The 15,512-nt window shown below is 65.9% G+C and carries 14 protein-coding genes; 12 read left to right on the plus strand and 2 right to left on the minus strand.

The genetic code is table 11. The features are described from left to right. Positions 1–1,026: alpha/beta hydrolase (locus Q2100_RS22955; protein WP_302915913.1), on the minus strand; the 1,026-nt coding region annotated here is incomplete at its 3' end. Between the two features lie 189 nt (positions 1,027–1,215). Here Q2100_RS22955 and Q2100_RS22960 point away from each other — a divergent pair. Genes Q2100_RS22960 through Q2100_RS22970 form a run of 3 tightly spaced genes read left to right on the plus strand, consistent with a single transcriptional unit; the run spans position 1,216 to position 3,957 of the window. Further along, positions 1,216–1,839 carry a hypothetical protein gene (locus Q2100_RS22960; RefSeq protein ID WP_302915914.1) on the plus strand — a complete coding sequence of 208 codons (624 nt, stop codon included), beginning with the start codon at positions 1,216–1,218 and terminating at the stop codon, positions 1,837–1,839. Next, positions 1,832–3,187, plus strand: a complete 1,356-nt coding sequence (locus tag Q2100_RS22965) for a glutamine synthetase family protein (protein ID WP_302915915.1) — start codon at positions 1,832–1,834, stop codon at positions 3,185–3,187. Before Q2100_RS22960 ends, Q2100_RS22965 begins: the two co-directional genes overlap by 8 nt. A 35-nt stretch (positions 3,188–3,222) precedes the next feature. Next, positions 3,223–3,957: a gamma-glutamyl-gamma-aminobutyrate hydrolase family protein gene (locus Q2100_RS22970; RefSeq protein WP_407667677.1), complete on the plus strand. Its 735-nt coding sequence runs from the start codon at positions 3,223–3,225 to the stop codon at positions 3,955–3,957. Between the two features lie 15 nt (positions 3,958–3,972). Here Q2100_RS22970 and Q2100_RS22975 read toward each other — a convergent pair whose 3' ends face one another. Next, complete coding sequence (locus tag Q2100_RS22975; protein ID WP_302915917.1) at positions 3,973–4,656, minus strand: TetR/AcrR family transcriptional regulator; 684 nt, start codon at positions 4,654–4,656, stop codon at positions 3,973–3,975. Between the two features lie 257 nt (positions 4,657–4,913). Here Q2100_RS22975 and Q2100_RS22980 point away from each other — a divergent pair, with 257 nt between their 5' ends. Genes Q2100_RS22980 through Q2100_RS23020 form a run of 9 tightly spaced genes read left to right on the plus strand, consistent with a single transcriptional unit; the run spans position 4,914 to position 15,448 of the window. Next, positions 4,914–6,542: a class I adenylate-forming enzyme family protein gene (locus Q2100_RS22980; RefSeq protein WP_302915918.1), complete on the plus strand. Its 1,629-nt coding sequence runs from the start codon at positions 4,914–4,916 to the stop codon at positions 6,540–6,542. After that, the gene (locus Q2100_RS22985) at positions 6,539–7,336 is read left to right on the plus strand and encodes an enoyl-CoA hydratase/isomerase family protein (RefSeq protein ID WP_302915919.1); all 798 of its coding nucleotides are present in this window, start codon (positions 6,539–6,541) and stop codon (positions 7,334–7,336) included. Before Q2100_RS22980 ends, Q2100_RS22985 begins: the two co-directional genes overlap by 4 nt. Next, positions 7,333–8,427: a Zn-dependent alcohol dehydrogenase gene (locus tag Q2100_RS22990; RefSeq protein ID WP_302915920.1), complete on the plus strand. Its 1,095-nt coding sequence runs from the start codon at positions 7,333–7,335 to the stop codon at positions 8,425–8,427. The genes Q2100_RS22985 and Q2100_RS22990 overlap by 4 nt, the downstream gene beginning before the upstream one ends. A 41-nt stretch (positions 8,428–8,468) precedes the next feature. Further along, entirely contained in the window at positions 8,469–9,926 is a 1,458-nt protein-coding gene (locus Q2100_RS22995; protein WP_302915921.1) for an aldehyde dehydrogenase family protein, read from the plus strand. 29 nt (positions 9,927–9,955) lie between these two features. Beyond that, positions 9,956–11,620, plus strand: a complete 1,665-nt coding sequence (locus Q2100_RS23000) for a flavin-containing monooxygenase (RefSeq protein WP_302915922.1) — start codon at positions 9,956–9,958, stop codon at positions 11,618–11,620. Further along, entirely contained in the window at positions 11,617–12,006 is a 390-nt protein-coding gene (locus tag Q2100_RS23005) for a hotdog domain-containing protein (protein WP_302915923.1), read from the plus strand. The genes Q2100_RS23000 and Q2100_RS23005 overlap by 4 nt, the downstream gene beginning before the upstream one ends. Then, entirely contained in the window at positions 11,997–13,295 is a 1,299-nt protein-coding gene (locus tag Q2100_RS23010; protein WP_302915924.1) for an NAD(P)/FAD-dependent oxidoreductase, read from the plus strand. The genes Q2100_RS23005 and Q2100_RS23010 overlap by 10 nt, the downstream gene beginning before the upstream one ends. Positions 13,296–13,338: 43 nt before the next feature. Continuing rightward, entirely contained in the window at positions 13,339–14,034 is a 696-nt protein-coding gene (locus Q2100_RS23015) for a transporter (protein WP_302915925.1), read from the plus strand. 16 nt (positions 14,035–14,050) lie between these two features. After that, positions 14,051–15,448, plus strand: coding sequence for a flavin monoamine oxidase family protein (locus Q2100_RS23020; protein WP_302915926.1), 1,398 nt, complete (start codon positions 14,051–14,053; stop codon positions 15,446–15,448). Positions 15,449–15,512 lie beyond the last annotated feature (64 nt).

Consider the following 15,512-nt stretch of genomic DNA (forward strand, 5'->3'; position numbering starts at 1 on the left):
CCAACCAGATCCAGCGCGTCGTGATGTCACGCGCACTGCTGAAGTAGCTCCGGGGCATTCGCCGGCTTGCGTGATCGCGCGCAGCTGCTCGCAGATCTCGTCAACCGCTCGTCTCGCCTGTTCGAACGTGCCGACCTCGGTGAGGAAGCCGTGCAAGACACCGGTGTGCCTCGTCAAGGAGACCGGGACGCCGTCGCTTCGAAGACGAGTTGCGTACGCCTCGGCGTCGTCGCGGATCGGGTCGACCTCCGCGGTGATGATCAGAGCGGGTGGCGACCCGCCTAGCGTGCCGGCACGCATCGGTGCGGCGAGGTGGTCATCGGACCGGTGACCCGGCCCGACGTACTGGTGCCACAGCCAGCGCGCGTCCGCGGCGCTCAGTGGCAGTGCGTCGGCGAACTCCGACCAAGAAGGCCTGTCGAACGTCGCGTCCACGGCGGGATAGGCGAGCACCTGCGTCACGGGCAGGACGGTGCCTTCGTCTCGACGGTGCAGGCAGACGGCGGCGGCGAGGTTGCCGCCGGCGGAGTCGCCTCCGATCGCGATCCGGTCCGGGTCGATGCCGAGCGCCGAGGCCGACCGGAGCAGCCACGCGTAGCCGTCGATGCAGTCGTCGAGCGCTGCGGGATAGGGGGTTTCGGGTGCGAGGCGGTAGTCCAGGGAGACGACGATCCAATCGGAACCAGCGGCGATCGCGCGGCACAATTCGTCGGCCCCGTCCAGGGTTCCCAGCACGAAACCTCCGCCGTGCATGTACACGAGGGCAGGGCTGCCACTAGGCGGCACGGCGGTGTTCGGTCGGTAGAGGCGAGCCGCGATCGCACCGCTTCGGGTCGGCACGGTCAGTTGATCGACACGGTCGAGATGGATGAGTGGTTCAGCGGATGCCGCCGTGTTCAACAGCACTCGGGCCCGCTCCGGCCCGAGCTCGCGGACGGGCTCAGGCAGGACCTGGGCGATCACACGGGCCACCGCTGCGGCCCTGTCATCGAGCAGGTTCCACCATGCGGGTGCGTCGCTATCCATGAGTGCCCTCCGCGTCGTTGACATCCAGCGATCCATGGCCCACCATGTTAGTCATATGACCAAGACGAATGACCAGAATGCGCGGCGGCAGGTCCAGTACTGACGGTGTAGCGCAGGCGCGGTGTCGTCGCATCAAGGGACGGTGAAATGACCGAAACGACAATCGATCCAGTGACACGCGGGCCTGACGTGGACGGTGGGCTCGACATCCGCATCGAGGACGACGCGAGTCCGATTGTCCGGCTGATCGGTCGGACCATTGCTGATTCCGTTCGTGACCATAGGACGGACGTCGCTGCTCCGGCCGTCAGAGGCACCGTCGCCATCCGCTCGCATGACACCCCTCAAGCCGCGACGATCACCACCTCCGAGTGCGGCGTCACGGTGTCCAGCGGTGTGTTCGCGGAACCCGACGCCAGCCTCACGGTCGATCTCAACCGGCGGTTCGCCGTGGTCGAGGAGCCCGTCGGGGCGGGCGACCTCGCTGATATGGCGCTGGACCTGCTGTCGCCGCCGCTGCCCGACTGGCGGGTTGCCGCCGAGACGTTCTGGGCGGCTGCCAGAGCCATTCCAGGCATCCCTGACGTGCTCGTCGCCGTCGCCGACGGTCCGGACGGGCTGACCCAGCACGTTGTCGGCGAGGGCGGGACGCACTATGTCGTGGCCGGCCCGCCGGAGCTGCTGGCCGGCATCTTCTCGGGAGCCGATGACCTGTTGGCTGCGCTGTCGACCGGTCTGGTCGGTGTGCGCGGGACGCTGACTCAGTTGTCGGTCCTGGTGGCCGCATCATGGAAGGTACGCTTCAATGTCTGAACTCGACGTGTCGACAATCGATCTCGATGCCGATGTGCACAGCGTCCGACTCGAGGCCACCAATCACGAGGGCTGCTTCCTCGGGAAGAATCTGGCACCGAAGAAGTTCTGTGCCGGCGCGGCCTCGGGTTTCGCGATGGCCGATCTGCTCTTCGGGCTCGACCTCGGCAACGCCCCGACATTCGGGTTCTCCTTCCCCGACTGGCGCGGACACGTGTCCGACCTGACGTTCCGGCCCGACATGTCCACGCTCGTCCAGTGGGAACCTGGTCTGCACTCGGTGATCGGTGACTACTGGCAGGCCGACGGCTCCCCGGTGGGAACATGTCCCCGCAACCTGACCCGAAGGCTCGTCGAGCGACTCACGACGCGCGGGTTCACCGCCACCATTGCCGTCGAGATCGAGGCCACGGTGTTCGAAGAATCCATTCAGGAGGCCCGCGCCAAGGCGTATCGCGACCTCACCCCACTCGGCGGTTCGGCCGGAACCGCCTACCACCTCGCGAAGTCGAAGGACTGGGTCGACTACATGTCGGCGGTAGCCCGGCGCCTCGACGAGATCGGGATCGAATGGGAAGCGTGGAGCGACGAGGACGCCGCGGGTCAAGTGGAACTCAATCTTGTTCCTGGTAGTCCCATCTCAGTCTGCGACAACTGGGCTCGCGCGCGACAGGTGATGCGTGAAGTGGCATTCGACCGCGGTCACACCGTGACCTTCATGGCCAAGCCGACCGCTGGTTACGGCCAGGCCTCCCACCTCAACCTGTCCTTGAAGCGGGACGGCGCCAACATGTTCTACGCCCCCGACGGCCCGTCAACGACGATGCGACATGCGGTCGGCGGGCTCCTCGCGACAATCCGCGGGGCAACATCGGTCATGCTGCCGCAGATCACCTCGTATCGGCGCCTGGTCGACATGAGCGGCCCTCCGACGACTGTCTCGTGGGGTATCGCCAACAAGAGCACCGCGGTGCGTGCAGTGTGTGGACACCCGGCATACTCCCGCCTCGAGTACCGCCTTCCCGGCGCCGACGCGAACCTGTACCTCGCGGTGGCGGTCATCCTGGCAGGCGTGATTGCCGGCCTCGACGGCGAGCTGGAGCCGCCTGAGGCCGTCAGCGACTTGGCTTGGTGCGTGCCCGATCTGGAGCGGCTGCCTGACACCATCACCAAGGCCGCCGCGGCGCTCGCCGACGACCTGATCCTGCGCGAGCACCTCGGCGACGAGTTCGTCGACTACTGGGTCGGTACGCGGCGGTGGGAATGGATGCAGTTCCATACCACCGGCGGTGATCCGTTCGCCGAGCTGTCCGAGTGGGAATCGGCCCGCTACTTCGAGTTCCCGTGACGGCGGGCACCGTTCGTCCGGGCGCGGTCCGGCCGATGATCGGCATCACCGGCCGGCGGGTGCGCCTCGGGCTGGTCGAGGGGCTCGACAGTCGTTACGGCCACCTTCTCGCCGACACCTTCATGAGCGACTTCGCAGAGCGAATCGCCAGAGCCGGTGGGGTTCCGGTGAACCTGCCCTACGATGCCGATCCCGAGGCACTGTGCCACTGGATGTCCGGGATGGTGATCACGGGGGGTCAGGATGTTCACCCCGCGTGCTGGGGTGGCGACCCGTCGGTGGTCCGCAACGTGGATCCGCGCAGCGATCCGATGGTCCACGATGCCGAACGCGACCAGTTCGAACTCGCGCTCGTACGCGCCGCGCTCGACCGGCGCATCCCGGTCCTCGGAGTGTGCCGGGGGCTACAGATCCTCAACATCGCGCTGGGCGGCACGTTGATACCGCATCTGTCGCCCGGTTCTGTCGAGCACCTCTCGGCTTCCCCTCCGCTCACCGACGGTGCCGACGATCACAAGGTGACGTTCGAGCCCGGGTCGATCGCAGAACAGATCTTCGGCGCCAGCGCGGTGACCAACTCATGGCACCACCAGGCGGTCGACCGCTGCGGCACCGGCCTCGTCATCACGGGACGCACCGCCGACGGCGTCGTCGAAGCCGTCGAGTTGCCCGGTTCGCCGGTGCTCGGCGTGCAGTGGCACCCCGAGTGGATGGAGCACGACGATCCGGCGCTCAGCTGGGTCGTCACCGAAGCCCATAAACGGATCTGACCGAGAGGCTGGGCGTCAGACGACGCTCACCCAGGACACCAGCGACCGCAGGTCTCCTGCCGACGACGGGTTGGAGGCCGCGGGCGTACGCGTCGAGGACTCGGAGCCGAGATGAGCGGCCATCCAGGCGTCGAGCGCGCTCACAGCGAGCTCCATCTGCCGGCGAGCAGCGGCGCGGTCGGTGAACACCAGCCAGTTGAGGGCGAAGCCGTCGGACAACGTCGACACCATATAGGTCAACGCCTCGACAATGTCAGGGTCGATGGGCTGGCCCGATCGGGCGGCGGCGGATTCGAAAATCGACCGCATGGTCACGAACGCTTCGGTGTAGACCATCTCGGCCTGCTTGTCCTCCTGACGTCTTGCCCAGCTGATCAGTTCCACGATCGCTGCACCGAGGTCCAGGTTCGCCAGGTACCACTCCATAACGGCACGCAACAGAGCGCGTGCGCATGTTTCCACGTCAGCATGGACATCGTTGCCCGCCAGGACGTCTCGGTATTGGCCGGCTACGTATTCGAAGACGGCGGCGAACAGCGCCTCTTTGGTGGCGAAGCAATAGTGCAGCGTGGCAAGCGGTGCATTCGCTTCCTCCGCGATGCGACGCGTGGTTGCGCCGTCAACTCCATGAGCGGCGATCATGCGCACGGCCGCAGTCACCAGGTCGGCACGACGCTGGGCGGCGGGAAGTCGAGCCATGAGTGTCCCCTCTCCATACTTCCTGCACAATCGACCAAGTCAACCACGAGCCTACCATCTGCGCTTTTACCCGTGCTCGGCAAGTCCGAGCATCGAAACTCAGCACTAGTTAATCAAATGGCTTGATCATCTGACCAACTTTGGATATCGTCGGTTACAGCGCTCGCAGGGCCCGCGCACCAGCCACTCCGCTCCGAAGCAAATTGCGGCCGGCGGTACCCCGCGACCGACATGTGAGAACACTTCGAGGGGACCTCATGACCCACCTGGAATCGGTCGACTTGGAAGGTGCGACTGCCCATGACCGGATGGCCATGGACCCACCCTTTGAAACCCTCGTCGGACTTCTCCAGGACCGGGCCGTCCGCATGCCCGACCGCGAGTTCCTCCGATTCGCGGGTCGAGCGTGGACGTTCGGCGAGATCGACTGTTGGACCTCGCGTCTGGCGCAGCGGCTTGTCGCCGAGGACGGTGTCCACGCCGGTGACCGCGTCGCTATCATGCTGCCCAACGTCGTGCAGTGGCCGGTCTCCTGGTTGGCGATCCTCAAGGCCGGCGGCGTCGTGGTCCCGGTGAACTCGTCCTACCAGCGGTCCGATCTGGCATTCGTGCTGGCCGATTCCGGCGCGCGCGTGATGATCACAGACACCGCACATACCCGCCTCGTCGAAGACGTTCGCGCAGAGAACACTGCCCTCGCCGACATCCGGATCGTCGACGCCGCCCATCCCGGCGAGCTCACACGTTTCCCGGCGACCTCGCCAGCGTGCGCCATCACCGGTCAAACCCTGGCGAACCTCCAGTACACCTCAGGGACAACGGGATTCCCGAAAGCATGCATGTTGACCCACGACTACTGGATTCGAGTGGCCTGGGTCTGTGCGAATGCGACGCGGCTCGGACCCGACGACGTCGCCCTCACCTCCCAGCCGTTCTCCTACATGGACCCGCAATGGAACACCGCGCTGTGTCTCACGATCGGTGCGCCGCTGGTGGTGCTTCCGCGGTTCTCCGCCTCGGGCTTCATGGCCGATGTCCGCAGTAATCGAGCCACCTTCTGCTATGTGCTCGGCTCCATGCCGACCCTGCTGTTCAAGCAGCCACCCACTCCGCGGGATCGCGACAACAGCCTGCGCATGGTGCTCTGCTCGGCCATCCCCGCCGACCTGCACGCACAGCTCGAACAGCGGTGGGGGGCGCCGTGGCGGGAGGTGTACGGGATGACTGAAAGCGGGGTCGACCTGATCAGCCTGCCCGAGAGCGTCGCGGACGTCGGCAGCGGTCGACTGGGGCAGCCGGTACCCACCAAACGGGTCCGGGTCGTCGACCCGCAGGGCCATGACGTCGCCAATGGCGAACCCGGCGAACTGATCACCTCGGGCACGCCGATGATGCTGGGCTACTGGAATCAGCCTGAAACGACAGCGCAAGTGCTGCGCGACGGTTGGCTGCACACCGGCGACCTCGCCGTCCGGGACGCGGGCAGCTACCGCCTGGTGGGGCGGATCAAGGACATGATCCGCCGCGGTGGGGAGAGTATCGCCGGCGCCGAGGTCGAACGCGCACTGGAAAGCGATGACAGCGTCGTCGCGGCCGCGGTCATCGGCGTGCCAGACGAGCTGTTCGGCGAGGAGGTCAAAGCCTACGTACAACTGGCCCCCGGGATCGAGCGCAGCGCCACGCCTGCGCAGCGAATCGTGCATGACCTCCGAGACAAGCTCGCGGGCTTCAAGATCCCGCGCTTCATCGAGTTCGTCCCGGACTTTCCGCGGACCGCGTCCGAGCGGATCTCCAAGCCGGCGCTGAAGGCACGCTCCGCCGAGCAGCCCGGCACCACCTACGACCTGAAGCCGCCACGCCGGGACATCTCCGGGAGCCGTCCATGACTGACAACCATCTGGATGTGAGCATCCGCGATGACGTCGCGGTGATCAGGCTCAACCGCCCAGCGAAGTTGAATGCGCTGGACGTGACCACCCGAGTGTTGCTCGCCGAGAACATCCGCCGATTCGGCACGGGTGAACTCGTCCGCGGAATCGTGCTCACGGGCACCGGAAGAGCCTTTTCCGCCGGAGAGGATCTGCAGACGCTACCGACCACCTACGACGAACTCCGGTCGGCCGTCACGACCTTCAACGACATCACCCGCGCGATCCTCGAGACGGCGATCCCCGTCATCGCCGCCGTGAACGGTATCGCCGTCGGTGGCGCCTCGGAGGTCACACTCGCCTGCGACAGCAGGATCGGCTGCCCGGCAACCCAGTACTTCCAGCCGGAGAACCACCGCGGGATCATCATCTCCAACGCCTCGAGCCTCCTGATGACCCGTCTCGTGCGTAACCACGCGATGCGAATCATCATGGGCTCGATTCGCATCGACGCGGACGAGGCAATGCGGATCGGACTGCTCGACGAGATCACCACCCCGGAAACGCTGGTGCACCGCGCAGTCGCGGTGGCACGGGACTGGAACTGCGATGCCCGAATCACCGCACTGCACCTGAGGCTGCTGCGGCCGCGGCTCGAAGACATCGAGGCCGCTTTCGCTCGCGAAGACGACGCCGCCCGCCAGTCATGGGCCTCCGGCGCCTTCAGCGAAGGCATCTCGGACTTCTGGACTTCAAAGGACCCGGCGCCTTCGCCGTACGCACAAGGCAATCCAGATCGGAGACGAAGATGATCACCACCGAAGCTGCGCTGCTCACCGCGGTGAACGAACCACTAGAATTCACCGAAATCCAGGTCGACGACCCCGAACCGGACGAAGTTCGCATCACGGTCTCCCATGTGGGTCTGTGCCACAGCGACCTGCACTACATGACCGGCACCGTGCAAGCCGACCTGCCCGTGGTGGTCGGGCACGAGATCGCGGGCGTTGTGGAGTCCGTCGGCTCCGCGGTCACCTCGTTGGCTCCGGGTGACCGCGTCGTCGGCGCCCTCACGCCCTCGTGCGGACTGTGCCGCAACTGCCAGGGCGGCCATTCGACCCAATGTCAGCGGGTAGCCCGGATCAGGCAGCGGCCACGGCCCGCTTTCGAAATGCCCGGGGGCCAGGTCGTCGAGCGCCTCGGCGACGTCGGGGCGTTCTCCCGCCACACTCTCATGCGGGAGAACTCGCTGGTGAAGATGCCCGCCGAGGTGAGTCTCGAGGTGGGATGCCTGCTCTCGTGCTGCATCGTCACCGGGGTCGGGGCGGTCTTTCGCGGCGCCCGGGTGCGCCCGGGCGCCTCTGTTGCCGTGATCGGTTGCGGCGGTGTCGGTTCGGCCATCATCCAAGGTGCGCGACTCGCTGGTGCCTCGGCAATCGTTGCGGTGGACCTCGATGACACCCGACTCGCGGCGGCACGCACGTACGGTGCCACCCACGCCGTGAACGGCGCGGCCGATGTCGCGACCGAAATCGCCGAGCTTCTCGGCGACGGCGTGGACTACGCGTTCGAGGCCGTGGGATCGGCACGCACGGCTGCCACCGCGCTATCCGTCCTGCGCGCCACGGGCACCGCATGCCTGGTCGGGATCGCGCCCGACGGCACCGACCTGACCCTGCCGGCATCGGACTTCTTCTTCGGGGAGAAGCGTCTCATCGGCTCGTACATGGGTTCGGGCCAAGCACGCGAGGACATCACGCAATTCGCCCGCCTGTACCTGCAGGGACGCCTCCTGCTCGACGAGATGATCACCGACATCATCCCGTTCCACGACATCGAAAAGGGCTTCGAGGCGATGAAGTCCGGCGGGGTCACCCGCATCGTCGCCGACCTCACCGTCTGATCCGATCACACCCGTCTTTCCCGGGCAGGAAGGAAACGCACATGCCGAATCTGCCGATTGCGCAGCCGATCAACTACATCGCCGGCCAGTGGTGCGAATGCGCGACGGTCCCTGACACCTGGAACCTCGACCCGAACACCGGCAGGCCCATACACCGCTCAATCACCACCTGTCCGGCCGACGTGGAGCGCGCGCTGCGCCATGCTGAGCGGTCCTACGGCTTCGACCGCTGGGACGACGCCGCGAGCGAAGAACGCGCCCTTGTCATCGACCGCGCCGCCGACATCATCGACAACCGGATCGAAGACATCGCCCGCACCGATGCCCTCACCAGTGGTGTCCCGATCGCGAAGGCCCGGATGATCGCGCAGTTCCTGCCGCATCGCATCCGCTCCACAGCAGCTGACCTGCGCAGCATCCCGCGCTGCACTGCGCTGCGTGCCGGCGGCCGCGATGTGCGGCTGTACAAGGTTCCGTGGGGGCCGGCGGCCATCCTCACCCCCTGGAACGGACCGAGTTTCATCCCCGCCGCGAAGTTGGTGAGCGCACTCGCCGCCGGGTGCCCCGTCATTCTCAAACCGTCCGAACACGCGCCGAGCAGCGCCCAGATAATCGTCGACAGCTTCGTCGAAGCAGGATTGCCTGACGGTGCCCTGCAGCTCGTCCACGGCGCGGGCGACGTGGGAGCCGCGCTCACCGGTGACCCCCGGGTGAAGATCGTCTCCTTCACCGGCGGCCCGACCGCGGGGCGAGCGATCGCCCGAGCAGCCGCCGAGGACTTCAAGGTGCTCCAGCTGGAACTCGGCGGCAACAACCCCGCCCTCGTCCTGGACGACGCCGACATCGACGTGGCCGCCGACGGAATCCTCGACGGGATGACCAAGCTCAACGGTCAATGGTGCGAGGGACCCGGAAAGGTACTGGCACATAAAGCCTTGCTGGGACCGCTGCTAGATGCGCTGCTCGACCGCATCTCCCAGATCGAAGTCGGGCATTCGCTCGACGAGAAGACCGAACTCGGCCCCATCTCGAATGCCCCTCATTTCGCCACGCTGCAGAGCCGCATCGACGGGCTTCGCGCGAGCGGTGCCACCATCCACCAACGCGCGAAACTCCCCGACATGCAGGGTTTCTTCCTCTCACCCACAGTCGCGACGGGAATCGACGCCTCGATGGCCACAGCCGAGCTGTTCGGACCGCTCATCAGCCTGCACGCGGTGGAATCCGACGAGGACGCCCTGCGAACCGCCAACGCCAACCCGTCAGGTCTCGACGCGTACGTCTTCAGCCGAGACACCGATCGCGCGATCACCGTCGGATCGCGGCTGCACTCGGGTGAGGTACGCGTCAACGGCGCCAACATCGCGGATTTGGCCGATGGATCGGCACAGAGCTTCTGGGGCGCCGCGGGAATCGGCGGGCACGCCCCAGGCGAGTGCGTACGGGTGTTCTGCGGCGATCGCGTCGTCGGCGTCGACTCACCCGACCTTCCCCTGTAAACCGTCTCTCAACGAAAGCGGCGAACGCCATGCATTCCACCTCCACTTCACATTCCGGAGTCGTCGACGTCATCGGCGTCGGAGCCGGCTTCACCGGCCTCTACCTGTGCCACCGGCTCACCAGCTCCGGCTGGTCCTTCGCCGGATTCGAAGCCGGGCCAAACGTCGGCGGCACCTGGTTCTGGAACACCTACCCGGGCGCACGCTGCGACGTCGAAAGCATCTACTACTCCTACTCGTTCGACGAGACGCTTCAGCAGGAATGGACATGGAGTCAGCGGTTCGCGCCGCAAGCCGAGATTCTGCGCTACATCGAACACGTCGCCGACCGCTTCGACCTGCGCAGGCATTTCACCTTCAACACCCGTGTGGTCGCCGCGACGTGGAACGCCACCGACCGGCTGTGGGAGGTGCAACTGGACAACGGCGCCAGCCGGCGCAGCCGCTATCTGATCTCGGGCGCCGGCGGTCTGTCCACCCCCAAGGACTTCGATGTGCCGGGCCTGCAGAATTTCGCCGGCCTCCAGGTGTCGACCAGCCGGTGGAACACCTCGCTCGGCGACCTCGCGGGCAAGCGCGTCGCCGTGATCGGGACCGGATCGTCCGGCGTACAGGCCATCCCGCTGATCGCCGAGGTCGCCGACCACCTCACGGTCTTCCAGCGCACCCCGAACTACGTCATGCCTGCTCGCAACGCCGAACTCTCACCGAAGCAGGTCGACGCCGTCAAGGACGATTATGTGGCGATCCGTGAGGAGTGCAGGCACTCACCTGGAGGCATCCCCGATCGCCCCGTCACCGACAATGCGTTCGACGTCTCGGATGAGGAACGCAGACGGCGGTACGAGCAGGCGTACGAGCGCAGCGGGTTCCAGGGTGTCGGCGCCGAATTCGCCGACCTGCTAATCGACCCCGAGGCAAACCGGACCGCGTCCGAGTTCATCCACGACAAGATTCGCCAGATCGTCGAAGACCCAGCCACCGCCGAGCTGCTGGTGCCGAAGTACCACCCGCTGGGCGCCAAGCGCAGCGTCTTCGGCACCGACTACTACGAGACATACAACCGGCCGAACGTGTCATTGGTGTCACTGCGTGACGAGCCGATCGAGACGATGACCGACGACGCGATCATCACCTCCAAAGCCAGCTACGAGGTGGACGCCGTGGTGCTGGCCATCGGGTTCGACGCCTTCACCGGCCCCCTCTACGGGCTCAACCTCACCGGTGCATCCGGCGCGAAGCTGCAGGACGCCTGGCGCGACGGCATCCGGTCCTACCTCGGAATCATGGCCGCGGACTTCCCCAACTTCTTCATGGTCGGCGGTCCGCTGAGTCCCGCGCTGGTGAGCAACGTGGTGGTGACGATCGAGCAGGCCGTCGACTGGATCGCCGATCTGCTAGAACATGCGCGCGACGCCGGCGCCACGGTGATCGAAGCCACCGCCGCGGCCCAGGACGAGTGGGTGGACATCACCGAGCGCACGGTCGCCCCCACGCTGTTCGCCACGACCGACTCCTGGTACCGCGGCTCCAACGTCGCGGGAAAACCCAACACTTTCATGGGTTACGTCGGCGGCGTCGGCAAATACCGCCGCATGTGCACCGAGATCGCCAAGCGCGGCTACCCGGGCGTCGAGATCGATGGCGAAGCGCAATCCCGCACTCTGGGACCGATCCACGAGGAGATCTCATGAGCAGAGCGGTCCACCGGCGGTACGTCGCTTTCTCCGACGCGCACTACGCCGGCAACCTGGTCGACGGCGCCTACTCCTTGCAGCTCTTCGGCGATGTCGGCACGGACCTGTCGATCGAGCTGGACGGCCATGAGGGTCTGTTCGCCGGCTACTCGTCCGTCGAGTTCCTCGCCCCGGTCCGCGGCGGCGACGTCGTCGAAGCCGAGGCGACCCTGGTGCAGAAGGGAAATCGCAGTCGCACTGTTGATTTCGAGCTCCGTGTCGTCTGCCGCGGCTCCGATGACACCGGCCGCGCTGAGGTATTGAACCCACCCTTGATCGCGGCGCGCGCTCGCGGGACCGCGGTCATTCCCGCGCAGGCAACGGACGAGCTGCCATGGAGCTGATGTCGGACACCGGTTGGGCGGAGCAACCCGCCACGGTCGAAGCGCCACTGACCGGCGGCGTCGACTGCGACGTGGTGGTGATCGGAGGCGGTGGAGGCGGCATGACGGCCGCTCTCCGCCTCGCCGAGGCCGGCGCGGACGTGGTGCTGCTCGAGGCGAAAACCCTCGGCAGCGGCGCCACCTCCCGCAATGCCGGATACATCACCAACTCGATCGCCGCAGATCCCGAGCTGCTGGGATTCCTGCTCAGGCGTGAGCGGCTGCGAAACCTGTATCGGTTCGCCGAGAACGCGGTGCACTTCGCCGAGCACGCCATCGCGGGTCACCACATCGACTGCGGCTACCGACGGGAGGGCATCGTGATGGCCGCCGTATCCAACGGACAGCTCAGGCACGCACGCCGCATCGCCAAAGTCATGGCGCGCGCCGGATCGTCAGCCGAATTCGTCGAAGGCGCTGCGGCCGGGCTACCCGAGGGCTTCCTCGGCGGGGTACGGGAGAAAGTAGGCGGCACACTCAACCCGGGCGAATTCGCCCTCGGACTGCGAGCCGCGACGATCGCCGCCGGAGTGCGCGTTCACGAATTCACCTCCGCCCGCGACGTCACCGACACCGGCGACGGAGTCACCGTCGACACCCCGAGCGGGATGGTCAAGGCACGCAAGGCGCTGCTGACCACCAACGCCGACAGCAACGGGCTGTCGATAGCGCCCAAGCATCTCGCCAGCCCCGTGTGGACGTCGCTCGTCGAGACCGAACGCATCGCACCCGAGCGCCTCGACGAGATCGGTTGGACCAGCCGCGCCCCCCTCGTCACACTGCACATGATCCTCGAGAGCTACCGCCTCACCCCTTGGAACACCATCGTATTCGGCACGCGCCGGCTGCAGACCGGCCGCAACCCACTACCCGACCGCATGCCCGCGCGAACCATCGCTGACGATCTGGTTCGGGGGTTCCACCAACGCTTTCCCGGATTACGCGACGTGAAGGCGCGGCAAGCCTGGGGCGGCTGGATCGGCATGAGCTCCAGCTGGCTGCCCGTCGCGGGCGAAGCGTCGGACAACGTGCTGTACTCGCTGGCCTGCAACGGCCACGGGTTCGCCCAGGCACAGTACGTGGGCCGTCTGCTGGCCGACCACGTCGGTGGCGCGCCGTTACACGAGGACCTGGCGGCGATCTGGCAAGGCCGCAGGCGATTTCGGCGCGGCTTCGTCAGCAGTCCCGCGCTGTACGCGGGATGGCTCGCAGACCGCGCATCAGACCGGCTGGCAGCCCTCACGAACTGACCATCGGCGCCAGTCGGCTGGTGTCACCATCCAAGGAGAGAAAGTGTCGATCAGGGAACTGCTGTTCGCGGTCGCGGACATCTGGATGATCGCCGTCGGATTCACCTACGGAGTGAAGTTCATCCGAACGCACAAGAACTACCTGCTCGGCATCGAGTGGATCATCGTCGCAACCTCAGGAACGAACTTCTTGATATACGGCCTGCTCAAAGCGGGACACGACAGCCCGATGTACGGCCTTGCCTACTTCCTGGACGCCTTCTCCCGGTCGATCGGCATCACGCTGATCCTGGTGCTCGGATTGATGAAGGTCACCCACCGGTACAAGCCGCCCGTGGCGGTGGATATCGGAGCGTTCGCCCTCGCCGCAGTGGTGGGCTTCCTGCTCAGCCAATTCGCGAACGAGATCGGCACCTCCGGCAAGATCTTCTACATCGTGGTCAACGTGCTCACCACGATGTTCTTGATTTACTTCGTCAAGCGCCTGTGGAACATCGGCGAGCGCAAGCATGCCGTGTGGTCGGCCGCCGCAACGGCCTGCGGCTTCGTCATCGCAGCGACCTACGACTTCGTCCACATTCCCGGTGACGACGCCGAGCACACGATCTTCTACATCTTTGCGCTGTCGACGTGGGGCCTGCAGATGTTCGCGTACTACCGCGCCTATCAAGTGTTCGACGCGCACAACAAGCGAGTAGATGCCCGAACCGCCAGCGGCAGCACTCACGCAACGGCCTGAGCCCGAGAGTCGGAAAATGACATCGACATCGCATGCGAAGCATGAACGGGCCACTGACGTCGTCGTCGTCGGTGCCGGAATGGCCGGGTTGATGGCCGCGACCACGCTGGCGCCCCGAGCCGACGTCGTTGTCCTCGAGTCCAGTGACCGCGCGGGAGGACGCGTCGAGACCGTCCGAGACGGTGACTACTGGGTCAACGTGGGCACTCAGTTCACCGAAGGCACCGGCCCACTCATCGATGCCCTCGATCGGCACGGCATCGAGATGGGATCGCTCGCGGACAAGAGCGTCGCACTGTACGTCAATGGTGAGGTCGTCGATACGTCGAATCCCCTTCGCCTCCTGCTCCGCACACGGATGACGATGATGGACCGACTCGGGATGGCCATCGTCGGTACACGCATCCTCGCGGCCATGCCATTCCTGGAGTCCCAGAGCGGCCTTGCGCAACGTGTGCGAGACAACCTCGACGCCAAACCAGCGTCCTACCTACTCAAAGGCGTCCGATCAGCGTTGGCCACCGCCGTCGTCCGGTCATGGTCGGCGCAGTGGATGGGATGCGAACCGGAGGAGACGGCCGCCCTGCAATTCGTCATGTCGGTGGGCCTCGCGCTGGCCGACCCAGAGAAAATTCCGAACTTCTCACTGCCCGTCGGTGGCAATCAAACTTTGACCGACGTCCTCGTCCGGGATCTCGGCGAACGGATTCGGCTGAACGCGACGGTGAACTCGGTACGGCAGGACGGCGACGGCATCGTGGTCGAATATCTCGCTGCTGACCAACCCGTGCGGTTGCGGGCGAAGCGCGCGATCGTGACCACACCCGCCGACATCACCGAACGGATGGTCCGAGATCTCCCGCGAAAGCACCGAAACGCTCTCAACGACATCGCTTACGGCCGCTACGTGATCGTGGGCTTCTTCACCGACGAAGTCGGGCGGCAACGCTGGGACGACTACTTCGGCGTCTCGACTCCCCAACTATCCTTTCAGGCGATCTTCAACCACGCCGCGGCGATGCGGCGTGGCGACGATCGCAAGCCGGGTGGAGCACTGGCCTGCTTCGCCGGCGGCGCCCATGCCGATGCGTTGCTCGACCTGCCCGATGCAGACATCGTGTCGCAGTTCGCGAAGGACTTGCTCATCGTGTTCCCCGAGTTGGAAGGGAAACTGCACCAGGGCATGGTGCGGCGGCACCATCGGGTCGTGCCCTTCTGGGCGCCAGGGCAGCGACACTCGCTTCCGACTTTGCGTGATCCGCTCGGATCCGTCTTCCTCGCCGGCGACTATCAACTCGATCTGCCTTCGCTCGCCGACGCAGCCGCCTCGGGCGAGCAGGCGGCCAATGCTGTCTTGGCGAGCCTGAGCCGACCCCGAGGACCCGATCCTTCAACCACGACCCCTGCTCGATGACGGCTCAAGGAGATCCGATGTTCGACGTGTTCCAGTTGCCTGAGGAACATCAGGAGTTGCGCAG

It is taken from the genome of Mycolicibacterium arseniciresistens, assembly GCF_030519285.1.
GTDB lineage: Bacteria > Actinomycetota > Actinomycetes > Mycobacteriales > Mycobacteriaceae > Mycobacterium > Mycobacterium arseniciresistens.